Source organism: Actinomyces lilanjuaniae (assembly GCF_003606385.1).
Taxonomy (GTDB): Bacteria; Actinomycetota; Actinomycetes; order Actinomycetales; family Actinomycetaceae; genus Actinomyces; species Actinomyces lilanjuaniae.
On the sequence record NZ_CP032514.1, the window covers coordinates 1487991 to 1511655 of the forward strand.

Annotated in this window: 18 protein-coding genes and 1 pseudogene; 10 read left to right on the forward strand and 9 right to left on the reverse strand. The window is 67.9% G+C overall.

Annotation, left to right across the window (positions count from 1 at the left end; genetic code table 11):
- Nucleotide 1: 1 nt before the first annotated feature.
- The 8 genes from carB to D5R93_RS06460 all read left to right on the forward strand — a co-directional run bounded on the left by carB (nt 2) and on the right by D5R93_RS06460 (nt 10878).
- A complete protein-coding gene (carB, locus tag D5R93_RS06425; protein WP_120204429.1) occupies nt 2-3367 on the forward strand; it encodes a carbamoyl-phosphate synthase large subunit in 3366 nt (1121 codons plus the stop codon).
- Nucleotides 3364-4257 carry an orotidine-5'-phosphate decarboxylase gene (gene pyrF, locus D5R93_RS06430; protein WP_120204431.1) on the forward strand — a complete coding sequence of 298 codons (894 nt, stop codon included), beginning with the start codon at nt 3364-3366 and terminating at the stop codon, nt 4255-4257. Before carB ends, pyrF begins: the two co-directional genes overlap by 4 nt.
- Nucleotides 4258-4396: 139 nt before the next feature.
- Nucleotides 4397-4708, forward strand: a complete 312-nt coding sequence (mihF, locus tag D5R93_RS06435; RefSeq protein ID WP_119835024.1) for an integration host factor, actinobacterial type — start codon at nt 4397-4399, stop codon at nt 4706-4708.
- Between the two features lie 129 nt (nt 4709-4837).
- The gene (gmk, locus tag D5R93_RS06440; protein ID WP_119835025.1) at nt 4838-5437 is read left to right on the forward strand and encodes a guanylate kinase; all 600 of its coding nucleotides are present in this window, start codon (nt 4838-4840) and stop codon (nt 5435-5437) included.
- A 44-nt stretch (nt 5438-5481) separates the two neighbouring features.
- Nucleotides 5482-5910 carry a DNA-directed RNA polymerase subunit omega gene (gene rpoZ, locus D5R93_RS06445; RefSeq protein WP_119835026.1) on the forward strand — a complete coding sequence of 143 codons (429 nt, stop codon included), beginning with the start codon at nt 5482-5484 and terminating at the stop codon, nt 5908-5910.
- Nucleotides 5911-6040: 130 nt separating this feature from the next.
- Nucleotides 6041-7426, forward strand: a complete 1386-nt coding sequence (locus tag D5R93_RS06450; protein ID WP_120204434.1) for a bifunctional phosphopantothenoylcysteine decarboxylase/phosphopantothenate synthase — start codon at nt 6041-6043, stop codon at nt 7424-7426.
- A gap of 60 nt (nt 7427-7486) precedes the next feature.
- The gene (gene metK, locus D5R93_RS06455) at nt 7487-8695 is read left to right on the forward strand and encodes a methionine adenosyltransferase (RefSeq protein ID WP_182911294.1); all 1209 of its coding nucleotides are present in this window, start codon (nt 7487-7489) and stop codon (nt 8693-8695) included.
- An 86-nt stretch (nt 8696-8781) separates the two neighbouring features.
- Nucleotides 8782-10878, forward strand: a complete 2097-nt coding sequence (locus tag D5R93_RS06460; protein WP_205570108.1) for a primosomal protein N' family DNA-binding protein — start codon at nt 8782-8784, stop codon at nt 10876-10878.
- A gap of 430 nt (nt 10879-11308) precedes the next feature.
- On the opposite strand, the pseudogene D5R93_RS14020 reads toward D5R93_RS06460, so the two are convergent.
- The 9 genes and pseudogenes from D5R93_RS14020 to D5R93_RS06505 form a co-directional block, all read right to left on the reverse strand.
- A pseudogene (locus D5R93_RS14020) lies at nt 11309-11536 on the reverse strand (TetR/AcrR family transcriptional regulator); the annotation flags it as partial.
- A 223-nt stretch (nt 11537-11759) separates the two neighbouring features.
- Nucleotides 11760-13130 (reverse strand): MFS transporter, encoded by a 1371-nt coding sequence (locus D5R93_RS06470; protein WP_119835029.1) that lies wholly within the window; start codon nt 13128-13130, stop codon nt 11760-11762.
- Nucleotides 13131-13361: 231 nt separating this feature from the next.
- Nucleotides 13362-15002, reverse strand: coding sequence for a BCCT family transporter (locus D5R93_RS06475; protein ID WP_119835030.1), 1641 nt, complete (start codon nt 15000-15002; stop codon nt 13362-13364).
- A gap of 257 nt (nt 15003-15259) precedes the next feature.
- Nucleotides 15260-16036, reverse strand: coding sequence for a creatininase (locus D5R93_RS06480; protein WP_120204436.1), 777 nt, complete (start codon nt 16034-16036; stop codon nt 15260-15262).
- A gap of 122 nt (nt 16037-16158) precedes the next feature.
- Nucleotides 16159-17175, reverse strand: a complete 1017-nt coding sequence (locus tag D5R93_RS06485) for a DMT family transporter (protein ID WP_259390573.1) — start codon at nt 17173-17175, stop codon at nt 16159-16161.
- Between the two features lie 163 nt (nt 17176-17338).
- A complete protein-coding gene (locus D5R93_RS06490) occupies nt 17339-18466 on the reverse strand; it encodes a serine/threonine protein kinase (protein WP_119835032.1) in 1128 nt (375 codons plus the stop codon).
- Between the two features lie 142 nt (nt 18467-18608).
- Nucleotides 18609-19544: a carbamate kinase gene (gene arcC / locus D5R93_RS06495; protein ID WP_119835033.1), complete on the reverse strand. Its 936-nt coding sequence runs from the start codon at nt 19542-19544 to the stop codon at nt 18609-18611.
- Between the two features lie 2 nt (nt 19545-19546).
- Complete coding sequence (argF, locus tag D5R93_RS06500) at nt 19547-20557, reverse strand: ornithine carbamoyltransferase (RefSeq protein WP_119835034.1); 1011 nt, start codon at nt 20555-20557, stop codon at nt 19547-19549.
- A gap of 87 nt (nt 20558-20644) precedes the next feature.
- The gene (locus D5R93_RS06505; protein ID WP_119835035.1) at nt 20645-21871 is read right to left on the reverse strand and encodes an arginine deiminase; all 1227 of its coding nucleotides are present in this window, start codon (nt 21869-21871) and stop codon (nt 20645-20647) included.
- 212 nt (nt 21872-22083) lie between these two features.
- On the opposite strand from D5R93_RS06505, the gene fmt reads away from it, so the two are divergent.
- Nucleotides 22084-23043, forward strand: a complete 960-nt coding sequence (gene fmt, locus D5R93_RS06510) for a methionyl-tRNA formyltransferase (RefSeq protein WP_120204439.1) — start codon at nt 22084-22086, stop codon at nt 23041-23043.
- The gene (locus D5R93_RS14025) at nt 23043-23627 is read left to right on the forward strand and encodes a transcription antitermination factor NusB (RefSeq protein WP_243107051.1); all 585 of its coding nucleotides are present in this window, start codon (nt 23043-23045) and stop codon (nt 23625-23627) included. The genes fmt and D5R93_RS14025 overlap by 1 nt, the downstream gene beginning before the upstream one ends.
- The last annotated feature ends 38 nt before the right edge of the window (nt 23628-23665 follow it).

The following is a 23665-nucleotide window of genomic DNA, read 5'->3' on the forward strand; positions in this document are numbered from 1 at the left end:
AGTGCCGCTGCGTCCTGACATCTCCTCCGTGCTGGTCATCGGCTCGGGACCCATCGTCATCGGCCAGGCCTGCGAGTTCGACTACTCCGGTACCCAGGCCTGCAAGGTGCTGCGCTCCGAAGGCCTACGTGTCATCCTGGTCAACTCCAACCCGGCCACCATCATGACCGACCCGGACCTGGCCGATGCCACCTATGTCGAGCCGATCACGCCTGAGGTGCTCACCACAGTCATCGAGCGTGAGCGACCTGACGCGCTCCTGCCAACCCTGGGAGGGCAGACGGCGCTCAACGCCGCTGTGAGCCTGGCTGAGTCCGGGGTGCTGGAGCGTTACGGTGTCGAGCTCGTCGGCGCCTCGGCGGCCGCGATCAGGGCGGGGGAGGACCGCGACGAGTTCAAGGCCGTCGTCGAGCGGTGCGGGGCACAGGTAGCCCGGAGCCTCGTCGCCCACTCTATGGAGGAGTGCCGTGCCGGCGTGGAGGAGCTGGGCGGCTACCCGGTGGTGGTACGGCCCTCCTTCACCATGGGCGGCCTGGGCTCCGGGGTGGCCTACGGGCCTGAGGACCTGGAGCGTATCTGCGGCCAGGGACTGTCGGCGTCGCGGACCACGGAGGTACTCCTGGAGGAGTCCGTCCTGGGGTGGAAGGAGTATGAGCTCGAGCTCATGCGCGACTCGGCGGACAACGTCGTCGTCGTGTGCTCCATCGAGAATATCGACCCGGTCGGGGTCCACACGGGAGACTCCGTGACCGTGGCCCCGGCTCTGACGCTGACCGACCGCGAGCTCCAGCGGCTGCGTGACATCGGCATCGCGGTCATCCGGGAGGTGGGAGTCGATACCGGGGGCTGCAACATCCAGTTTGCGGTCGACCCCGCCACGGGACGTGTCATCGTCATCGAGATGAACCCCCGTGTGTCACGCTCCTCTGCCCTGGCCTCCAAGGCCACGGGCTTTCCCATCGCCAAGATCGCCGCCCGCCTGGCGGTGGGCTACACCCTGGAGGAGATCCCCAACGACATCACCGGCTCCACCCCGGCGTCCTTCGAGCCGACCCTGGACTACGTCGTGGTCAAGGTCCCGCGCTTCGCCTTTGAGAAGTTCCGGGGTGCGGACCCGACCCTGACGACCACCATGAAGTCAGTGGGGGAGGCCATGGCCATCGGCCGCTGCTTCACCGAGGCCCTCCAGAAGGCCATGCGGTCCCTGGACAAGCCGGGGACGGTCTTTCACTGGGAGGGTCAGGCACCCGGCGACCAGGAGGTGGCCGGGCTGATGGAGTCCGTGCGCACCCCCAGCGAGCACCGTCTGGTCGACCTCCAGCAGGCGCTCCGGGGAGGCGCCAGCCCCGAGCGGCTGAGCGAGGCCACGGCGATCGACCCCTGGTTCGTGGACCAGGTGCTCCTTGTGGAGGAGGTGGCCCAGGAGGTCAAGGACGCTGCGGCACTGACACCTGAGGTCCTGGCGCGGGCCAAGCGGCACGGCTTCTCCGACGCCCAGGTGGCGAGCCTGCGTGGCATCAGCCGGGAAGCAGTCCGGGAGGTGCGCCACGCCTTTGGACTACGACCGGTCTACAAGACGGTGGACACCTGCGCTGCCGAGTTCGCGGCCCGTACTCCCTACCTCTACTCCACCTACGAGGTCGAGACCGAGGTGGCACCCCGCCAGCGTGAGGCCGTCATCATCCTGGGAAGCGGCCCCAACCGGATCGGTCAGGGGATCGAGTTCGACTACTCCTGCGTCCACGCCTCGATGGCGCTGGCGCAGCGCTATGAGACAGTCATGGTCAACTGCAACCCGGAGACTGTCTCCACCGACTACGACATCTCCGACCGGCTCTACTTCGAGCCGCTGACCTTCGAGGACGTCATGGAGGTCTACGAGGCCGAGCGCCGTGCCGGCCCCGTGGCTGGGGTGGTCGTCCAGCTGGGAGGACAGACGCCTCTGTCCCTGGCGCAGCGCCTCCACGACGCCGGGGTCCCGGTCCTGGGGACCACTCCCGAGGCCATTGACGCCGCAGAGGACCGTGAGGTATTCGGGCTGGTGCTGGAGGCGGCCGGGCTGGAGGTGCCCGCTCACGGGACTGCGCTGAGCGACGAGCAGGCGCGGGCCGTGGCGGCCGACGTGGGCTACCCGGTGCTGGTACGTCCCAGCTACGTGCTGGGGGGGCGCGGCATGGAGATTGTCTACGACGCCGACGGTCTGGTCGACTACCTTGAGCGTGCGGGCCAGGAGCCCGGCGGTGCCTACGGCGGTGGCCCGCTCCTCGTCGACCGCTTCCTGGACGACGCCGTCGAGATCGACGTGGACGCGATCTATGACGGCACCGAGCTGTTTCTGGGCGGCGTCATGGAGCACATCGAGGAGGCCGGTATCCACTCCGGTGACTCCGCCTGCGTGCTCCCCCCTATGACGCTGTCCGATGCCGAGATCTCTCGCATCCGCCGCTCGACGCAGGCCATCGCGTCAGGACTGGGCGTACGAGGCCTGCTCAACATTCAGTTCGCCCTGGCCTCTGACATCCTCTACGTCATCGAGGCGAATCCCCGTGCCTCTCGGACGGTGCCCTTCGCCTCGAAGGCCTCAGGTGTGCCTCTGGCCAAGGCTGCCGCCCTGGTGATGGCCGGGGCCAGCATCGCCTCGCTCAGGCGCCGTGGGGACCTGCCTGCGCAGGACGCGGCCTTCTGGGACCCGGAGGACTCCGTGGCGGTCAAGGAGGCGGTGCTTCCCTTCCGGCGCTTCCGTACGGCTGAGGGGCACGTGGTGGACTCGCTGCTGGGCCCCGAGATGCGTTCCACCGGAGAGGTCATGGGCTATGACCTGGACTTTCCTCGTGCCTTTGCCAAGTCGCAGGCGGGTGCCTACGGCGGCCTGCCTCGCGAGGGGACTCTCTTTGTCTCCGTGGCCGACCGGGACAAGAGGGCCGTCATCCTCCCGGTAGCACGCCTGGCTGAGCTCGGCTTCACCGTGCTGGCCACGACAGGTACTGCCCAGGTGCTGCGGCGTAACGGTGTGAGCGCCACGGTTGTGCGCAAGGTCAGCGAGGGCGTGGGGGCGCACGGGGAGCAGACAGTGGTGGGGCTTATCGAGTCCGGCGCGGTCGACATGGTGGTCAACACCCCCAGGGGGCAGGGCGCCCGTGCTGACGGCTACTCTATCCGTGCCGCGACAACCGCTGCCGACCGTCCTATCATCACCACTGTCCAGCAGCTTCAGGCCGTGGTCCAGGCGCTGGAGGCCCAGCTGCGGGGACCGTTCACAGTTCGCAGCCTGCAGGAGCATATGAGTGCCCGTCTCCGCCGACGTGGTGCAGGCTTCTGCCAGAGCGGGACAGACAGCGTGACAACCATGGAGAACCCGGTGCTATGAGCGCAGCAGCTCGTGATCCGCGTCGCCGTACCGCACGTCCGCCCTTCGGAGCCAGGCTGGCCCAGGCCATGGCAGAGCGCGGTCCCGTGTGCGTGGGTATCGACCCGCACCCAGGCCTCCTGGAGGCCTGGGGGCTGGCGGACTCCCCTGTCGGCCTGCGCGACTTCTCCCTGCGGGTGGTGGAGGCCGTCTCCGGCCGAGTGGCTGCCGTCAAGCCGCAGGCTGCCTTCTTTGAGCGGCACGGCTCCGCGGGGGTGGCGGTGCTGGAGGAGGTCCTGCAAGCGCTGAGGGACGCCGGGACCTTGTCTATCCTTGACGTCAAGCGGGGCGACATCGGCTCCACGATGGGGGCCTACGCCCAGGCCTACCTGGGTGAGGACGCTCCTGCTGCGGCTGACGCGATCACAGTCTCGCCCTATCTGGGCTACGGGTCGCTCGCTCCGGCGCTGGAGCTCGCCTGCGCCACGGGCAGGGGAGTGTTTGTGCTGGCACTGACCTCTAACCCGGAGGGAGCTGAGGTCCAGCACGCGCGCAGCAGCGACGCGCGCTCAGTGGCGGCAGGTGTCGTCGAGGCTGTGGCCCGGTCGAACGCTGCCGCTGACAAGGCGGGCTACCTGGGCAGTGTCGGCCTGGTGGTGGGGGCCACGACCGGTGGCGCCGTGAGGGACCTGGGAATTGACCTGGCTTCGGCCAATGCTGCGCTGCTGGCCCCCGGGGTGGGGACTCAAGGAGCGGGGGCCGCAGAGCTGAGGAGCGTCTTCAGCGGGGTGCGGCACCGGGTCCTGGCCTCGACCTCCCGTGCAGTTTTGGAAGCGGGGCCTCAGGTGTCCGGGCTGCGGCGAGCGGCGGGGCAGACCCGCGAGGCGGTGGCCGCCGCGCTGGCCTGGTAAGCCACCGGGCGCCTGCGCCCGTGGCTGCCTGTAACCCCGGCTGAGGCACGATGTCGTGCCCATGAGGTCGTTCCGTGTGCGCCGACGTCACGTCCATCGTATCCTTGTGTTTCAGGTCACTGAAAGGGGGGAGGGGACTATGGTGCTTCCGGAGCTGACACCGCAGCAGCGGGCTGCTGCCCTGGAGAAGGCGGCAGCGGCGCGGGCACGACGGGCTGAGGTCAAGTCAGTGCTCAAGAGCGGCAGGCTGAGCCTGTCACGCTTCCTGGAGGAGGCCCAGGACGACAAGGTCCTGGGACGGATGAAGGTCAGGGCGCTGCTGCTGTCCCTGCCACGCGTGGGAGACACGACGGCCGACACCGTTCTGGAGGAGGTCGGTATCGCATCGTCGAGGCGGGTGCGTGGTCTGGGCTCTCAGCAGCGTGCCGAGCTGATCAGACGCTTCGGCTGAGGCGACAGGGACGAGCGCCCGGGGCTGTCTCACGGTCTGCCGCCCCACTCCGGCTCCCGCCGGGTGGTGCGGCAGCCCCCTGCTGTGTGCAGGCTGGTACGAGCCGCTCCGGTGAGCCATGATGTGCCCATGAGTGATGCTGCCGCCCCGGCACCCGCTGCCACCGTACCGAGGCCGGCTCGTCTGACAGTCCTGGCGGGGCCGACAGCAGTCGGCAAGGGGACCGTCGTGGCTGAACTGCGTCGCCGTCATCCCGACCTGTTCGTGTCGGTCTCGGCAACGACGCGTCGTCCTCGTCCCGGTGAGGTGGACGGCGTGCACTACTACTTTGTGTCGGAGGCGGACTTCGACGACCTGGTGTCCACGGGGCAGATGCTGGAGTGGGCACAGGTCCACGGGCGCTTCCGTTACGGAACTCCTCGGGGACCGGTCGAGGACCAGCTGGGGGCCGGACGTCCTGCCCTGCTGGAGATCGACCTGGCGGGTGCCCGCCAGGTCAGGGTCGCGATGCCTCAGGCCCAGCTTGTGTTCTTGCTGCCGCCCAGCTGGGAGGAGCTCGTGAGCAGGCTGACCCGGCGCAGCACCGAGGACCGTCGCGAGCAGGAGCGCCGCCTGGTGACGGCCCGTGTGGAGATGGAGGCCGCAGGAGAGTTTGACTACACCGTTGTCAACGACACCGTGTCGCGTGCCACGAGTGAGTTGGAGGCTCTCATGGGACTGGAGGAGTAAACTGGCGGGCCGCAGTACCGTCGTGACAGAACTGGAGCCACGCCATGCTCGGAACCTCCCCGCAGCCCGAGGGCATCACCAACCCGCCGATTGACGACCTCCTGGACAAGGTCGACTCCAAGTACGGGCTCGTCGTGGAGGCAGCGAAGCGCGCGCGTCAGATCAATGCCTACACCCAGCAGCTGGAGGACAACCAGATGGAGTTCTTCGGTCCGCTCGTTGAGGCGGAGCTGGAGGAGAAGTCGCTGGGTATCGCCCTGCGGGAGATCGCTGAGGACAAGCTGGAGGTTATCCCCGGCGACGTAGCGCGCGCCCGTCGCGCCGAGGCGGAGGAGGCCCGGCGGGCGGCAGAGGCGGACATGTTTGCTGACATCGATCTTGGCACCCCGGTCTCAATGACGGAGGTCTCAATGACGGAGACGGAGGACCTGGACGCGGGTGACGTCACCGGTCTTGAGGACATCCAGTTCTGATCCTGGACCGCTCCTGGGCGGTATTGCCGGTGCAAGCGAGCGGTGCCAGGCGGCCAGGGCCGTCCGGGATCCGGTAGGGCAGGGGCCGGACAAGGAGACTGGTGGGAAGGCCCTCGGAGGTGACGGCGCCGTGACAGGAGTTAAGGCCCGGCGGGTGGTGGTCGGTGTCGCCGGGTCTGTGGCCGCCTACAAGGCACCGTCTGTGATTCGCGGCCTCAGGCAGGCCGGGTACGAGGTCCGCACGGTGGCCACGCAGGCGGCCCTGAGATTTATCGGGAAGTCAGCGCTGGCGGCGGTCTCAGGTGCTCCGGTCTCCAGCGGCCTCTTTGACGACCCCGCGGCTGTCGAGCACGTGGGTGTGGCTGAGTGGGCTGAGCTCGTCCTGGTCGCCCCGGCCTCAGCCGACCTCATCGCCCGGGTCCGTGCGGGCAGGGCGGACGACCTGCTCACCGCTACCATCCTGGCCACGACCGCACCGGTGGTCCTGGCCCCGGCCATGCATACGCAGATGTGGCGCAACCCGGCCACGGTGGACAACGTCGCGGTGCTGCGTCGCCGTGGGGTGCGGGTGATCGAGCCCGACTCGGGGCCTCTTACCAGTGGGGACTGGGGGCCCGGCCGTCTGCCAGAGGCTGAGCGTGTGATCCGCGAGGCCGTGGCGGCCCTGGACCGTAGTGCACCGGGCGGCACGGTCTCGAACTCCCAGGATCCTGTCGCTGCCTCTTCCCAGACGACGCCAGCCGACCCGGCTGCGGGCGCCCAGTCAGTGGCAGTGTCGGCGGCACCCTCAGCAGCACCGTCACCAGCGCTGCAGGGTCGTCACGTACTAGTGACGGCCGGGGGCACACGGGAGCCACTTGATCCCGTGCGGTTCCTGGGCAACCGCTCCTCGGGCCGCCAGGGCACAGCCCTGGCGGCGGCCGTGGCCGCACGGGGCGCGCAGGTCACTCTGGTCCACGCCCATGTGGAGCAGGCCGTCCTGGACACCTTGCCGGGAACGGTACGTGTCCTGGAGGCGGGCACTGCCGTCGACATGGAGCGTGTCGTGCGCCAGGAGGCGCGAGACGCGGACGTCGTGGTCATGGCGGCGGCCGTGGCCGACATGCGTCCTGCCAGCGTCTCGGCGACCAAGCTCAAGAAGAGCCTCCCGCAGCCAGAAGACGGGAAGCCTGCGGGGCTGACGACGGTGGAGCTTGTCGAGAACCCCGATATCCTGGCTGGCCTGGTCTCCGACCCGCCCCGACCGGGCCAGCTCCTGGTCGGGTTCGCCGCTGAGACCGGGGACAGCCACCAGGACGCTCTTGCCCACGGCACGGCCAAGGCCCGTCGGAAGGGGGCGCACCTGCTGGCGGTCAACGTGGTGGGGGAGAGCCTGGGGTTCGGGGACGTCCCTAACGCCGTCGTCGTGCTGGACCACCAGGGGCACGAGGTCACCCGTGCCCGAGGTACCAAGGCGCAGGTTGCCGAGGCCCTGGTTGACCTGGTCGTACAGTGCCTGCCTGCGGGTGGGCGGTAGCGGCAGGACTAACGGCGCGACTGCCGGTTCGCGCCCGTGGCCAGTGGTTAGGATGGACTGGTGAAGTCAACGGTGCGGCTCTTTACGTCGGAGTCGGTTACGGAAGGTCACCCGGACAAGGTCTGTGACCGCGTCTCAGACGCCATCCTGGACGCCATCCTGGAGCAGGACCCTGGTGCCCGGGTGGCGGTGGAGACTATGGTGACGACCGGGCTGGTCCACGTCGCTGGGGAGGTGACCACTGAGCACGCCTACGTGGAGATTCCCGAGATCGTCCGCTCGGAGATCTCGAGGATCGGCTACACCTCCTCCCAGGTGTGCTTTGACGCTGGGTCGTGCGGTGTCTCGGTGTCGATCGGCCAGCAGTCCCCGGATATCGCCGCCGGGGTGGACATCTCCTTGCAGGCGCGTGAGGGCGGTGACGATCCGGCCGACCCCCTGGACCTCCAGGGTGCGGGGGACCAGGGGCTCATGTTCGGCTACGCCTGTGACGAGACCTCGGTCCTCATGCCCGCCCCCATCCTTCTTGCCCACCGCATGGCGCAACGACTGGCTGAGGTGCGCAAGGAGGGGATCGTGGAGGGTCTGCGCCCGGACGGCAAGACCCAGGTGACAGTTGGCTACGAGGCAGACCGCCCGGTCAGCCTGGAGACGGTCGTGGTCTCTGCCCAGCACGACCAGGACCGCACCCGAGCCTGGCTCACCGACGCCCTGACTACTCAGGTCGTCGCCCCGGTCCTTCAGGAGCAGGCAGAGCAGGGGCTTGACCTGGCCGCAGACGACACGGAGATTCTGGTCAACCCGTCCGGCCAGTTCGTGGTAGGCGGGCCCGCGGGCGACGCGGGGCTTACCGGCCGCAAGATCATCGTGGACACCTACGGGGGCATGGCCCGTCACGGCGGCGGGGCGTTCTCCGGGAAGGACCCCTCCAAGGTCGACCGCTCGGCTGCCTACGCCGTGCGGTGGGTCGCCAAGAACGTGGTGGCAGCGGGCCTGGCCCGGCGCTGCGAGGTCCAGGTCGCCTATGCCATCGGCTCGGCTCGTCCTGTCGGCCTCTACCTGGAGACGTTCGGCACGCAGACCGTGCCGACGCAGCGTATCGCCTCGGCTGTCGAGGAGGTCTTCGACCTCCGTCCGGCTGCTATCGTGCGTGACCTCGACCTGCGGCGTCCGATCTACGCCTCCACCAGTGCGTACGGACACTTCGGACGCCCCGGGTTCGCCTGGGAGAGGCTTGACCGCACACAGGAGCTTCTCCGTGCCGTCTAGCCTGTCCGGCTAGTATGTCCAGGCCGTGGCGGGCGCCGGTGCGCTGGCACGAGAGCCGCGGTGAAGCGCGGTAAGGGAGGCCCCTCATGGACGTGGTCGGCGGCGTGGCCAGGATCGCGCCCAACCAGGAGAGGCAGCGCACCGGCTCCCAGGGGGAGCTCCTCAGCGTGCCGCGTGGTAACGACCGTCCGCTACAGGTGCCAGGTTCCGGGCTCCCTGTGGCCCGGGTGCTTCTGGACTCCCCGGTACCACACCTGGACCGCACCTTCGACTACAGCGTCCCTGACACCATGACGGAGGAGGCGGCACCCGGGACACGGGTCGTGGTCCGCTTCGGCGGCAAGGAGATGCGCGGCTGGGTCTGGGAACGCGCTGATACCACCACCCACCTGGGACGCTTGGCGCCCCTGCGCCGCGTGATCTCGGACCTGTCTGTGCTGCCAGCCGCCTCCCGGCGGCTGGTGGAGGCCGTGGCAGCACGTAGTGCCGGCGTGCGCTCCGACGTGGTCCGGCTGGCACTGCCCTCACGGCACGCGGCGACGGAGCGCCTGGAGCGGACGTCGTCGCCGCCCGAGGAGTCCCCGGCGTGGGCGGTGCCGTCGGCTGAGGGTACCTGGGGGGTCTACGACGGTGGCGCACAGCTCCTTGCCGACCTGGCCGCGGGAGGCTTTCCGCGAGCAGGGTGGTGCGCGCTGCCCCGTCGGGAAGGTGTCAGCGCGGCGTGGCAGCGCTGTGTGGCGGTGGCTGCGCAGGCAAGCCTGGCCAGCGGCCGAGGTGTGCTGGTGGTGCTACCCACCACGGGGCAGGCGGAGGCTGTTGCCGACGTGCTGCGGCGTGAGCTCCCGGGGGAGCGGGTTGCGCTCCTGTCGGCCGAGCACGGGGCTTCTCGGCGGTATCGTGCCTTCCTCCAGGTCCTGCTAGGGCGTGCCCGTGTCGTGGTGGGGACCCGGTCGGCGGCGTTTGCACCCGTGGCTGACCTGGGACTGGCGGTCGTGTGGGACGACGGTGACAGCCGCCTTGAGGAGCGCCACGCCCCCTACGTGCACGCGCGAACCGTGCTGGCACTACGCTCCTCCCTGGAGGGAGCCGGTCTTCTTCTTGCAGGATACTCACGTTCTGCGCAGACGCAGGCCCTGGTTGAGCGGGGCTGGTGCACCGAGCTGTCGGCGCCACGCGAGGTGGCTCGTCGTGCGACGGCTCGGATCGAGGTCCCCGGTGCCCCCGAGCTCGAGGCCGAGGGGGCCTCCGGCACCGCCCGGGTGCCGTCCCTGGCGCACCGTGCCCTGGTCTCGGCACTGACAGAAGGGCCTGTCCTCGTCCAGGTGCCGCGAGGTGGGTACGCCCCGGTAGTTGCCTGCCTGCAGTGCCGCGAGGTCGCCCGCTGCCCTCACTGCTCAGGACCTCTGGCCATGTCGCGCGGGGGGCGTACCACCTGCCGCTGGTGCGCGCGTCCGGTTGGGCAGTGGCAGTGCCCCCAGTGTGGTGGGACGAGGCTTCGGATGGTCACCGTCGGCTCCTCCCGTACCGGTGAGGAGCTGGGCCGGGCCTTCCCCCACGTCCCTGTCCTGGTCTCAGGCGCCAGGGAGGACCACGGCGTGGTCAGCACCGTGGGGCCACGGCCACGGATCATCGTGGCGACGCCTGGCGCTGAGCCCGTGGCTGACGGCGGATACCGGGCGGTGCTGATCCTCGACGGAGCGGTCATCTCCAGCCGCCCTGAGCTGGGGTCCGCTCAGGAGGCTCTCCGCCTGTGGACGGGGGCGGCAGTTCTTGCTGCCCCCGGGGCACGGGTCATTCTCCTTGGACGTCCGGCCCCGGCTGTGGCTCAGGCGTTCCTGCGGTGGGACCACGTCGGCTTCGCCCGTCGTGAACTCCGTGAGCGTGACGAGCTCCATCTCCCTCCCGCGTGGAGGGCCGCACGGCTGGACGGGCACGAGTGGTCCGTGGAGGGCTTCCTTGCCCAGGCGCAGGAGCAGGGCTTCGAGACCTTGGGACCGGTGCTGCCGGGACCGGTAGGGGAGACCGCGGGTGACGGCGGAGTGGGGGAGGCCAGGGGGCTTATCCGTTGTCCTGCCTCCAGGGGGTCTGAGCTTGCCGCGATGCTGCGCCACCACCTTCGGGAGAGGTCAGTTCGTCGTGAGGATCCTGTTCGTGTTGAGCTGGACCCGACCTCCCTGTGGTAGATGCTGGTGTGGTCGACTGCACCGCGGGACCCGGGTGCGCCCATGCTGTCAGCTGGGAGAGCAGCGTGGTGGCAGTCGCCTTGACGTCGCGGCCCTCGCTGAGCGCAGTGACGGCGGCGCCGTCCACGACGGCGATAACCATCTCGGGCTCCAAGGGGCTGCCGAGGCGCTGCAGCACCCTGCCGACAGCAGTGTTGAGACGCTGACGACCCTGCCGGTAGGCCTGCTCCACGGGCTCGACCTTGCCCGCTCCGATGAGCTGGAGGTAGTGGCCCAGGTAGCGTCCGTGGCTGGGGAGGGTCGCCTGGAGCAGGAGCTCGATCCGTCGTGCGGGGCTGGGAGTCTCGCCCAGCTCTTCCACGCAGTCAGCGACGCGCTCAGCACGCGAGGCCCACAGCCCGATATTGAGCAGACCTGCTTGGTGGAGGAGGTCGTCGAGCCCATCAAAGTAGTAGGTGGTCGCAGACAGCGAGCACCCGGCCCGCCTGGCTACGCTGCGGTGGCTTACGGCAGAAGGACCTGCCTCACGGATGAGAGCGGCAGCGGCCTCGGTAATGGCCTGCTTGCGGTCCTCCCCGCGCGAGGTGCTGCCTGCCTCTGGTCGTGTGCTCCACGAGGAGGGCGCGCCAGCCTGCGTTCCTGGTCCGGTACCGGTCATGACGGGCTCCTTGGCTGTCGGCGGTGGTGGCACTCCAAGACGGTGTCGGTAAGACGGTGTCGGTGCTACGGCCCCATTTATATCGAATTATATCGACAATGACACTGTGCCTGATGCGTCTGCCTCGGCCAGGGCGGGACAGAGGTGCCGCGTAGGCGCTGAGACAGGCCACGCCTGTGCGGCTGCTTGTGTCCCTGCCCGCGTAGCCCCTCCGGGGTCGGCTCTACGACTGGTGTCCACCAACCTGCGTGAGCTCAGAGCCGTGGAGGGTGCGTGACATGGTGATCGCTACCAGGGCGACCAGGGAGACAACGGTGAGGTAGACGGCCGGCGCCAGTCCTGACCCGGTGGCTGTGATGAGCCAGGTCACGATGAAGGGGGTCGTGCCTCCGAGGATCGCGTTGGCGCCGTTGAAGGACAGGGCAAACCCGGAGTAGCGGACGCTGGTGGGGAAGGACTCGGCCAGGAATGTCGCCAGGGTCCCGTCGTTGGCCGTAAGGACGACCGCGAAGACGATTTGGCACGCGATGACGACCAGCAGGTTCCCTGAGGCGTTCATCATGACGACGAACAGCGGGACCGTGAGCACGATGAAGGTGAGGCACGCGGCGATGAGCATCTTGCGGCGCCCGAAGGAGTCCGACAGGTGTCCCATGAGGAAGATCGAGCCGATGTAGACCGTAAGCATGGCGGAGGTGGCCATCGTGGCGGTGTCCTGGGAGAAGCCCAGCTCCTCGTGGACGTAGGTGGGCATGTAGGTCAGCAGCATGTAGAAGGCGACGGCGTTGAGGCAGGAGACACCAAAGGTGATGAGAGTCTCGCGCTTGTGGTGGGCCAGCAGCTCACGCAGCGGCTCCACCCACCGTGTCCCAGGCCGGTCCGGGGTCTCCTGCGTGTCCTCGGCGCCCATGTCCTCGACCATGGACTGGTACACGGGTGAGTCCTCCAGGTGCACACGGATATAGCGCCCGATGAGCCCCAGGGGTCCGGCCAGGAGGAAGGGGACACGCCATCCCCAGGAGGACATCGCCGCGTCGTCGAGGAGCACGAACATACCGGAGACCATAAGGGAGCCGGCCAGCAGTCCACACGCGGTCGAGGCCGGAACCAGGCTGGTGTACATCCCGCGTCGGCTGGTGGGGGCGTACTCCGCGAGGAAGGTGCCCGCGCCGGCGTACTCCCCGGAGGCGGAGAAGCCCTGGACCATGCGCAGCAGGAGCAGGCCCACGGCTGAGCCGAGGCCGATCGTGGCGTAGCCGGGCAGCAGCCCAATGAGGAAGGTGGAGCCGGACATCAGGAGGATGGACCACGACAGTGCCCACCTGCGCCCCTTGCGGTCGCCCCATGCCCCCCATACTACCGCCCCGACTGGCCGCAGCACGAAGGACATGGCAAATACCGCGAAGGAGGACATGATTTGGACCGACTCGTCGCTCTCGGGAAAGAATACCCTACCGATCACAACAGCCAGGTAGCCGTAGGAGGCATAGTCGAACCACTCGATAAAGTTGCCTATAAAGCTTGCCGTTGCCGCCTTTCTTAAGGCTTGGGCGCGGTTGTCGTGCATGTCGGCACGTGTCGTGGATTCAGTCATGCTGACTCTGGTCTCCAGTGTCTGGGGGCGTCCGACCGCGACGTGGGTCCGGACGGGCAGAAAAGGTTATCCGTCCGTCAATTTCGCGGCGGAGCCTAATGGGTGAAGTTCGTCATACTATAGCGTATGATGCCGTGCTGCGCCCAGGACGTGCCGTAAGTGCCTAGGGTATTTTGGAACCCTATTGACGTCGGTGGGCAGCGTCGGCGGCAACAGCAACGCGTGCCCCTTTTATATCTCCACCCCCAGTTCCTGCCCGGCACGCGTCTCCCGCGAGACGTGACGAAAGGTGTTGGCCATCATGAGTAAAGTAACCACAGTATAGGGGAGCGCCCCGATAATAGTTCCTGTCTGGACGGTTCCCACAACGGTCTCGCCTCCGATAGTGAGCAGCAGGAAAGCGATCCCGGCTATTCCTGCTACTAGCGCCACTCGGAACAACCTCGACGGCTGCGCTGCGGAGGAGACGAATCCACTCAGCGCGTGGATACCGGAGTCCAGCGACGTGAGGTAGTACGTTCCCACCAGTATGGTGGCAATGAGGAGGAGCGCCAGGGCTACCGGACGGTAGGGAATCTCGCCGAGCATGACAAAGAGCCCCAGGGAGGTGTCCTGCTGCGTGGCCCGGCTGACGGCTCCCTGCCCGGCGTCGTCGTAGTAGAGCGCTGCCCCGCCCAGCAGCCCGATCCACACGACACAGACCAGGGAGGGGATGCCCAGGACCCCGACAACGAACTCGCGTAGTGAGCGCCCCCGGGAGATGCGTGCGATGAAGGAGCCGACGAAGGTGGAGAAGGCCCAGGACCAGCACCAGATGAACACCGTCCAGGTCCCGTTCCAGCTGGAGTCCCATGATTCCAGGGCGGTGGCGGCCGAGGCGGCGTCTGTCCACGTTCCCATCCACCACATGGACCACAGGTACTGCCCGGTCGTCTGGGGGAGGACGGACAACAGGTAGACCGTCGGGCCTGCGACAAGGACCCCGGCCATGAGGACGATGCTCAGCACAGAGTTGACCTCGCTGACCCTCCTCATGCCTTTCTCGACGCCCAGGTAGACGCTGAGCGCCGCCAGGAGGCCGATGACGCCGATCACGACGGTGCGCACGGCCGGGCCGGGGACGCCACCAAAGGTCTGGCCGATGCCCGAGGACAGCTGCATGGCGGCAAAGGCGAAGGAGGTGGACAGGCCGAAGACGGTGGCCAGGATGACGGTGGTCTCCACGACCACGCCGACCACGCCCCGGACGCGCTCGGGGAACATGTCGGTCACAGCGTCCCTGAACGTCATGAAGGACCCTCGGTTGTGGAACGACAGGGCCAGGCACAGGGCGACGACGCAGTAGATGGCCCACCCGTGGACCGCCCAGTGGAAGTAGGTCCAGATCAGGGCGCCGTCAGTGTCGTCAGTGCCGACCACGTCGCTGAGAGGATTGTCCGACCGGAGCAGGAGAGGCTCGGCAACGGACCAGAAGATGAGCCCGATTCCCTGCCCGCAGGCGAAGAGCATGGAGTACCAGGCAAATCGGCCGTACTCGGGTCTCGCGCCTCGGCCGCCCAGGACAATGGCCCCACGCCGTCCTGTAGCCATGTAGACGCAGAAGAGAAGGGCAAGCGTGGCCAGGACTACGAAGTACCAGGTAAAGTTGCTGGTGACCGCGGTCCTGAAGGAGCTGATGACGCTGGCTGCGGTGTCGCCGTGCGCTACGGTGAGGATAATGACCAGGCTGACAAGCAGGAGACTGACCGTCTTGACCGTCCAGTCCTCACGGCGTCGGCTTGACCCCGCTGCCAGGGGCGAGGGCCTGGAGACAGGACCGGCACTGGTGTCATTGTGGTCGTCGGTGGCGTGATGAGAGGGTGTGGTGCCCATTGGTCCCAGTCCTGTGAGTACTCGTCGTTCGGTGCAGGCAGCTGAGGCATCTGCTGGCAGCGCAGGCCCGGAGGCTAGAGGCCTAGTACCCGCGGTACCCGCACTGTGTGAACGTGTCGGCCGCAACTATATAGCAACGGGAAGAGGCGGCCCGCCGTCTGTCTCAGGGCCATGGTCTACCCTGGTTGTCTGCCCTCATGGTCTGTCCAGGTAGGGCTGGCTTGACAGGCGGCGGGCCACGAGCCCCGACACCTGCGCTACACCTCCAGCCGGTTGCGGACCGCCTGGACGATACCCGGCACGATGGAGGAGGCGAGCACCCTGCCCTTCTCGGCACTGGCCTGCCGCCCGGACGACAGGCAGCCGGAGTCGGGGGTCAGGCCTGGGTCCACGGGGAGCAGGTCGTACAGGGGCAGCTGGGCGGCTGGAAGGTCCATGACCCGGTCCATGGCGACCAGGTCGGGGAAGTACTCCAGCATGAGCGAGGTCTCCATGACACCCCCGTGCTCGACGTCCCAGCCAGGAAAGCCGTCCGGGTAGAGCCGCGAGATTACGTCGTCAGTGACGTAGTCCCAGTAGGAGAGCATCATGACCTGGACCCCGGCTCGCTGCCCGCCAAGCTCACGCAGCGCCAGGTCGACGCCCTCGTAGATGAACTGGTAGTTCTCGTAGTGCCCGTTGACAAAGGCGATACGCCGGGCACCGTGGCGCGCCAGCTCGCGTACCAGGGTCTGGCACACCGACACGACCGTGCTGGCGTCAAAGCCGAAGGACCCGATGATGTGGTTTCCACCCCCTGACCGCTGCTGGGACTTGTAGCCGGTGGTGACGGCGGGGGCGACCAGGGCGGCCCCGAGCTCCTCGGCCACGAGCTCGGTGATCCTGGTGGACAGCAGGACGTCGACGCTGATCGGCATGTGCGGTCCGTGCTGCTCCATGGCCCCGACAGGAATGAGGACCACGGGGTCCTCCTCAGCCAGGACCCGACGGTAGGTGAAGGCGTCCATCCGCGTGATGCTGTGCTCGTCAGTCATGTGTGAGAGTCCTTTTCTTATCAGGTAGGCGGAAGGTTCGTTCCCGGTGGGCTCCCGGAAGGCAGGAGTGCTCGGCGGCGAGTGGACCGCTACCGCAGGACGCCGCCACCGGGGGCGCGGAGTCACCGCGGATGCTGGCTCAGCACTGCCGGGGCCTTCGTGACGGCGTCCTGGTCATCGTCCTCACCGGTCGCGTCATCTCGGCTGACGGCAGAGACCTCCTTGTCCTGGCCGTTGTTTCTCCTGGTGGAGAAGAGTATCTGTGACACCCCGCCCGTGATGATGAGCGCCCCACCCAGCGCCTGCATGAGGGTGAGGGGCTCGCTAAACAGCACCATGCCCAGCAGGGTCGCCATAATCGTCTCCTGGTAGGAGATAGTTGCCAGCTCCCCGGCCAGCAGGATTCGTGACGCGACGGTCAGGAAGAAGAAGGCGCCGAAGCCAGTCACGAAGGCGGCGACCACCAGGGTCAGCCATCCGCGGGTCGTCATCTCACTGAGGTCGGGGCGCATGAAGATGAGGATGACGCCCAGCGTGACGATGGCGAACGTGAAGTTGCAGTAGGAGCGGACGTCGGAGTCGACGTCGGTGCGGTAGCGGCTGAAGAACAGGAACAGGCCGTAGGCCACGCCAGAGGCCAGGGCGACGAGGTTGCCCACCATGTACTGCGGGTCAAGGCTGAGGCTGACGTCGAGCCCACCCTCGGCGGTGTAGTTGATGACACCGATGATCATAAGGCACCCCACCACCACAGCGGCAAGGGAGAAGGCGGTGGTTCTGGTGAAGGGCTCCTTGAGGAATATCGTGGCCAGGAGCGTCGAGTAGATGGGGCCGGTGTAGATGAGGAACGCCGCGTTGGACAGCGTCGTCATCTGTGTCGACATGACGTACAGCCCTGACAGGAGTCCGAGGAACACGCCGGTCAGCAGGACGGCCGGGGTGAGGCGGAACCCCTTGAACTTGTGGAACCGACGGGTGGCGACAAAGATCAGGGTCATCCCGATGAACCCTGCAAAGCTCCTGTTGAAGGAGATGAAGATACCCGGGGCCTCAATGTAGCGGGCGAACGCGCCGATGCCGCCCATGAGGCTGGAGGAAAGAAACATGAAGGCAAAGCCCTTCAGCTTTGCTTGACCCATTGAGTCCAACGTCCGCTCCTTTGCGGTTATCGCCACTGCCGCTCGGTCCTCTCGGCAGGTGGGTACTGTCTGTAGTGATGGGAAGAGCTGTGCCGGTGCGCGCCCTGGGGCGGACGGGCGGCCGGGGCGGCGGCCTGACGGCCACCGCCCCGGTGGTGCCGAGTCAGACGAGGGTCGGGTCCTCGATCTGGTTCGGGAAGTAGTCCTCGCAGGTGCCCTCGCGGTAGACGTCGGCGGTCGCGCAGTGCAGGCCGCCACCAAAGGCGTAGGCGTCACGGAAGGGAACCGGGATGACGTTCATGCCCAGTTTGTCCATCTGCTCCATCTGGTGGACCTCGCTGGCCTCGACGCACACGGTCTTGTGGTCGATGACCAGACAGTTCATGGACAGCCACACGGAGGAGTAGCACAGCGGCGGGGGCGTGTCGTGCGCCGGCTGGGCGGCGTCGACGATCTCCCAGTCGTTGGCCTCGAAGATCTTGCGCTGCTCCTCGGGCAGGCGGCGGTGCGGGTTGTTGATGATCAGGCCCGGCCGCAGCGGCACGAAGGTCGCGTCGATGTGGATCGGGTAGGGGTCACCAGGGAAGTTCACCGCGTGCACCCGCAGGTCGGGGTAGTAGCGCTTGAACCACTCCATGGCCTTGCGGTTGGTGGTCAGGCCGTGCTGGATGAACAGGTCCTTGCCCACACGCATGACGTCGGCGGCGTCCCACATGGGCTCCACCTCGGTGGTGACGAAGTCCTTGGCAGCGGTGCGCTCCAGGCGCTCCTCCAGCGAGATCTGCTCGTCGTAGTAGTTGTGCTTGTAGGACTTGTCGGTCAGACGCGGGCGAGGCGCCTGGGTCCACTTGAACTCCGGGTCGTTGTCGAAGTAGTCGTTCATGAGCGGCCAGTAGGCCAGGTACTCGAAGTAGCGACAGCGGAAGGAGTTCGCCGAGGACATGATCTCGTTGCCGATAGTCAGCAGGATGTCGCGCGGAGGCATCTGCGTCATACCGGACTCGGTGCGGAAGTCAGGCGTGGTGATCGCCTGGTTCCACTGCAGCGGCGTCGGCCGGTCAACCTTGACGCCCAGACCCTCAAGGATCTTGACGTAGTTGTCCAGCTGCTCGTTGGCGGCCTCGACCGTGGCGGTGGGGCGCGGCCCCCACATCCCACGCATCTCGGAGTCGATCGGAACCTTCTCAGAGGTAGCAGGCTCCTCCGGGGGGATGACGGAGAAGTCAGCGCGGCCCACGATGACGTGCTTGAGCGGGTCGAAGTCGTTCCACGAGCTGACGATCTTGGTCATTGTTGTCACTTCCTTGTGCTTGGTTCACGTTGACAGGTGGCGTGCCCGTTCCCGGAGGGCCGGGGCAAGGGCACCGTGCGTGCCATACGGTGTGGCGGGTCGGCATCGCCTCCTCTCCTGTGCGCGGCACGACTCTTGTCGGTCAGGCGGCCCGTGGCTCGTGCCTGCTCCCGTCCTGGGTGACGAGGGTTCCGGACTCGCCCGTGAGGAGCCTAGTGGCGTCCTCCAGGCGTCCGATGGCAGCCATGCCGCCGGTGGCCTCGACAAAGCGGCTCACCGCCTCAACCTTGGGGCCCATGGATCCTGCTGGCAGGCCCATGCTGCGCAGCACGTCGGGAGTGGTGCGGCTGAGGCGCTGCTGGCTGGGGGTGCCGAAGTCGGTGAGGACCCCGTCGACGTCGGTGAGGATGAGCAGAGCGTCGGCCCCCAGTGCCCGGGCGAGGACCGAGGCGGTGAGGTCCTTGTCGATGACAGCCTCGACACCGGTGAGCCTGCCCGCCTCGTCACGGACGACCGGCACACCTCCTCCTCCGGCACAGATGACCACCGTCCCGGCGTCTACCAGGGCACGGACCGTCTCGGTCTCGACGACCTCCTGGGGCTCGGGAGAGCCCACCACCCGGCGGAAGTGCTCACCGTCGGCCCGGACCTGCCAGCCGCGCTCGCGCGCCAGCCGCCTTGCGGTCGCCTCGTCGTAGACCTCTCCGACAAACTTTGTCGGACTGGCGAAGGCCGGGTCGTCGGCCCGGACACGGGTCTGGTTGACCAGGGCGGCCACCTCACGCTGCCCCAGCTCGTTGCGCAGGGCCTGGAGCAGCCAGTAGCCGATCATCCCCTGGGTCTGGGCACCGAGGGTGTCGAAGGGGTAGGGCTCGCTCAGCCGGTCGTCGTTGGCCGACTCCAGGGCCAGGACACCCACCTGGGGTCCGTTGCCGTGGGTGACGACGAGCTCGTGGTCCCTGGCCAGCCTGGCGAGCTGGCCAGCGGCGCGCTCCACGTTGGCGATCTGGATACGGGCGTCTGGTTTGTCACCACGACGCAGAAGGGCGTTACCTCCTAGTGCGGCTACGACACGCATGCTCAGTCCCACTCGCCCAGGGTCGCGACCATGACGGCCTTGATCGTGTGCATACGGTTCTCCGCCTGGTCGAAGGCCACGTTGTGCTCCGACTCGAAGACGTCGTCGGTGACCTCCAGGCCGTCCATGCCGGTCTTGACAAAGATGTCCTCGCCGACAGTGGTGTTGCGATCGTGGAAGGCCGGCAGGCAGTGGAGGAACTTCACGTCAGGGTTGCCCGTGGTCTCCACGAGCGCAGCGTTGACCTGGTAGGGCCGTAGCAGGGCGATGCGCTCGTCCCAGACCTCCTTGGCCTCGCCCATGGAGACCCACACGTCGGTGTAGAGGAAGTCCACCCCGGCCACGCCCTTGGCGACGTTGTCAGTGATGAGGATCCTCGCGCCGCTGGACTCGGCCAGGCGCTGCGCCTCGGCCACGACCTCGGGGGGTGTCTGCAGCTCGACGGGGGCCACCATGCGCACATCCATGCCGGTCAGAGCCGCAGCGACCAGGAGGGAGTTGGCGACGTTGTTGCGGGCGTCGCCCAGGTAGGCGAAGGAGATCTCCTCAATGGGCTTGCCGGAGTGCTCCAGCATGGTGAGCTGGTCGGCGAGCATCTGGGTGGGGTGCCACTCGTCGGTCAGGCCGTTCCACACCGGGACCCCGGACAGGGCGGCAAGCTGCTCGACGTGCTCCTGCTTCTTGCCGCGGAACTCGATCCCGTCGTAGAAGCGGCCGAGTACGCGGGCAGTGTCGGCGACAGACTCCTTGTGACCCATCTGGCTACCCGAGGGATCCAGGTAGGTGACCTGCGCACCCTGGTCGTAGGCGGCGACCTCGAAGGAGCAGCGGGTGCGCGTGGAGGTCTTCTCGAAGATGAGGGCGATGTTCTTGCCCACCAGGCGCCTGACCTCGCGTCCCGCCTTTTTGTCCGCCTTGAGCTGTGCGGACAGGTCGAGCAGGGACTTCCACTCCTCGGCGGTGAAGTCGAGCTCCTTGAGGAAGCTGCGGTTGTGCAGTGGGTGGTGGGTCATCACTTCTCCTTGGTGATAATAGGTGCTGCTTGGGGGAAAGAGAGCAGTGAGGGAGCGAGTATCCTAGTGAGCCCCGGCAGGTCCTGCCTAGAGAGCCGGGACCGGGTCACGCAGGACGGGGCAGCTCATGCAGTGAGGACCGCCGCGTCCCCGGCCGAGCTCGGAGCCAGGAACCGGCAGCACCTCGATCCCGTTGCTGGCGAGGTAGTCGTTGGTCGCCACGTTGCGCTCATAGGTGACGACGACACCGGGGGAGACGGCCAGGGTGTTGCAGCCGTCGTCCCACTGCTCGCGGGCAGCGGCCAGGCTGTCCTGGGGGGTGGTGAGCACCTTCAGGTCGTCCAGGCCCAGGGCCTGGGCAATGACACGGTGCATGTCCTCGGGAGCGTGACGTGTCACGCTCATTCCCGCCCCGTCGGGACGCAGGGTCACGGTGGGAAGCATTCCCAGGTCGGCGTACTTGACGAAGGTGCCGACGTCAACCATTGTCATGACGGTGTCCAGGTGCATCTGGGCCCGGTTCCTGCTCATCTCCACAGCGATCACCTGGGAGACCTCCCCGCTGGTGAACAGCCGTGAGGCCAGCCTCTCGACGCCCTGGGGACAGGTACGCTCGGAGACTCCTACGAGGACGGCGCCGTTGCCGATGACCTCGACGTCGCCTCCCTCCACGGTAGCAGGCCCCGCCGCGAGCCCCTCGGACCACACCGGGAACTCCTGGTCAGCGAAGAAGGGGTGCCATCGGTAGATGGCCTGGTAGTTGACGGTCTCACGCCGACGGGCCTGCTTGGTCATGGAGTTGATGGACACCCCGCCGTACACCCAGCAGGAGGTGTCCCTGGTGAACAGGTGGTTGGTCAGCGGAGCGAGCAGGAGGTCGTCATCCTCCAGGAGGGACAGGACCAGGGAGTCCGCGACGGGCACCCGCTCCTGGAGCTCGCGCCTGGTGGCGCCCGCGACGAGGATCTCGGCCAGCTCCGCGGCGGGCAGCCCCTGCATAAGCCCGTGCAGGGCCTCGGCGGCCCGGGGGCCGCAGGTGTTCTCGTTGAACGTGTTGGCCAGGACGAAGTCGCGGGCCTCGGCGACCTCCAGGGTCTGGGCGAGCAGGTCGCCGAGGTAGAGGACCTCGACTCCCCGGTCGGTGAGAGTGCGGGCCAGCTGGTCGTGCTCCTGCTGCGCCCTCTCCAGCCACAAGACGTCGTCAAACAGGAGACTGTCCTTGTTCTGCGGGGTCAGCCTCAGCATCTCGCGTCCCGGCCGGTGCAAGATAACCTGCCTGAGCCTGCCGATCTCGGAGTCCACAGAGAAACTCATGATTCCCTCTCTGGCACGACGGTGTGCCAAGACTGTCGGTGCGCGCCGCGCGCTGCCTGGTACCGGCCAGCACAGCCGTGGGGCTCGCGCCTTGAAGTGGTACGAGCGTACCAGACTTTGGCGTGAAGGGCGAGTCCAGGACGCGCGGGTCTGCAGGTCGACCTGTAGGTCGACAAGCCTCGGGACCTCACAGACCTCGTAGAGTGTGACCTATGCGCGTCCTGTTCGCCGGAACCCCCGAGACAGCTCTTCCCTGCCTGCACGCCCTCCTGGACTCTGAGCACGAGGTGGTCGGGGTCCTCACCCGGCCGGACGCGCGCCGGGGACGAGGGCGGGCACTACAGCCCTCTCCCGTCGCGGCCCTGGCCCGGAAGGCGGGACTGGATGTACGTACTCCCACCACCTTGAGGGATCCGGGCGTGGGTGAGTGGGTCCGCTCCCTGGACCTCGGGGTCGCCGTCGTGGTGGCCTACGGCCGGCTGGTGCCGCCGACGCTGCTGGAGGTGCCTGACCACGGGTGGCTCAACCTCCACTTCTCCCTGCTGCCCAGCTGGAGGGGGGCCGCTCCTGTCCAGCGTGCTGTTCTCGCAGGTGAGGAGGTCACAGGCGTCAGCGTGTTCCGGCTGGAGGAGGGGCTGGACAGCGGGCCGGTATACGCCAGGCTCCCGGAGCCGGTCGGCCCCCAGGACACCAGCGGTGACCTCCTGGGACGCCTGGCCGCCACAGGCGCCCCCCTCGTCCTCGACGTGCTGCGCTGTCTGGCAGAGGGCACGGCCCGGGCGCAGCCCCAGGACGGGTCCAGGGCCACCCTGGCTCCCGCGCTCACCGCGGAGGAGGGGCGTATCCGCTGGGCTGAGGAGGCCTCGACCGTGGCGCGCCAGGTCCGGGGCGTCACCCCGGCCCCAGGTGCCTACACCACCTTCCAGGGCAGGAGGCTGCTTCTGGGCAGCGTCGTCCCGGTACCGCCGGACACCGTCCTCCAGCCCGGTCAGCTGCGTGTCTCCAAGCACGAGGTCCTTGTCGGTACCGGTAGCTGCGCCGTGCGTCTGGGCAGGGTGGCACCAGCGGGGAGGAGCTGGATGGACGCCGAGGACTGGGCGCGAGGAGCGCGTCCGCCGCAGGGCAGTTTTCTGGGGACTGAGCCGCGCGTCGAGGACGAGGCGGTGTCGTGATGCCCGCACACAGCGGCCGTGACCTACCAGTCCCGTCCCGTGGCCAGCGGGGGCAACGGCCTCGGCGCGGCGGGCCGTCCAGGGCCTCCTCGCGCAGAGACGGCACCCACGACCCGGCCGGCTTCGGCGCACCAGGACGTCCACGGGGACCACGGCAGGCTGATCCCGCCCGCGCCATCGCCCTGGAGGTCCTGACCAGGGTGCGCACCGAGGGCGCCTTCGCCAACCTCGTGCTGCCCTCCCTGGTCAAGGAGGCCCGGCTGAGCCGGCTCGACGCTGGCTTCGTCACCGCCCTGACCTACGGGACGCTACGCCTCCAAGGCCGCTACGACGCCATTATCGGCCTGTGCCTTGACCAGCCGATCGCCACGCTGGACGGCGTCGTCCTTGACGTCCTGCGCCTTGGGGCGCACCAGCTCCTGGGGATGCGCGTCCCGGCCCACGCCGCCGTGTCGACCTCGGTGGACCTGGTGGGGGCACGTCGGGACGCCGGGCCTCGGGACTGGTCAACGCGGTGCTGCGCCGCGTGGGGCGCAGGCCCCTGGGGAGTGGCTCGCCCGGCTGCGCCAGGACACGAACCATGACCTGGAGGCGCTGGCGGCTACCGAGTCCCACCCGCTGT

What these genes read in the sequence shown, in the direction of transcription:
- mihF (WP_119835024.1), top strand. Translation starts at nt 4,397, where the DNA reads ATGGTGCTTCCGGAGCTGACACCGCAGCAGCGGGCTGCTGCCCTGGAG.
- D5R93_RS06475 (WP_119835030.1), bottom strand. Translation starts at nt 15,002, where the DNA reads ATGGGCACCACACCCTCTCATCACGCCACCGACGACCACAATGACACC.
- D5R93_RS06460 (WP_205570108.1), top strand. Translation starts at nt 8,782, where the DNA reads ATGGACGTGGTCGGCGGCGTGGCCAGGATCGCGCCCAACCAGGAGAGG.
- rpoZ (WP_119835026.1), top strand. Translation starts at nt 5,482, where the DNA reads ATGCTCGGAACCTCCCCGCAGCCCGAGGGCATCACCAACCCGCCGATT.
- D5R93_RS06505 (WP_119835035.1), bottom strand. Translation starts at nt 21,871, where the DNA reads ATGAGTTTCTCTGTGGACTCCGAGATCGGCAGGCTCAGGCAGGTTATC.
- arcC (WP_119835033.1), bottom strand. Translation starts at nt 19,544, where the DNA reads ATGCGTGTCGTAGCCGCACTAGGAGGTAACGCCCTTCTGCGTCGTGGT.
- pyrF (WP_120204431.1), top strand. Translation starts at nt 3,364, where the DNA reads ATGAGCGCAGCAGCTCGTGATCCGCGTCGCCGTACCGCACGTCCGCCC.
- D5R93_RS06485 (WP_259390573.1), bottom strand. Translation starts at nt 17,175, where the DNA reads ATGGGTCAAGCAAAGCTGAAGGGCTTTGCCTTCATGTTTCTTTCCTCC.
- D5R93_RS14025 (WP_243107051.1), top strand. Translation starts at nt 23,043, where the DNA reads ATGCCCGCACACAGCGGCCGTGACCTACCAGTCCCGTCCCGTGGCCAG.
- D5R93_RS06490 (WP_119835032.1), bottom strand. Translation starts at nt 18,466, where the DNA reads ATGACCAAGATCGTCAGCTCGTGGAACGACTTCGACCCGCTCAAGCAC.
- fmt (WP_120204439.1), top strand. Translation starts at nt 22,084, where the DNA reads ATGCGCGTCCTGTTCGCCGGAACCCCCGAGACAGCTCTTCCCTGCCTG.
- argF (WP_119835034.1), bottom strand. Translation starts at nt 20,557, where the DNA reads ATGACCCACCACCCACTGCACAACCGCAGCTTCCTCAAGGAGCTCGAC.
- D5R93_RS06480 (WP_120204436.1), bottom strand. Translation starts at nt 16,036, where the DNA reads ATGACTGACGAGCACAGCATCACGCGGATGGACGCCTTCACCTACCGT.
- D5R93_RS06470 (WP_119835029.1), bottom strand. Translation starts at nt 13,130, where the DNA reads ATGACTGAATCCACGACACGTGCCGACATGCACGACAACCGCGCCCAA.
- gmk (WP_119835025.1), top strand. Translation starts at nt 4,838, where the DNA reads ATGAGTGATGCTGCCGCCCCGGCACCCGCTGCCACCGTACCGAGGCCG.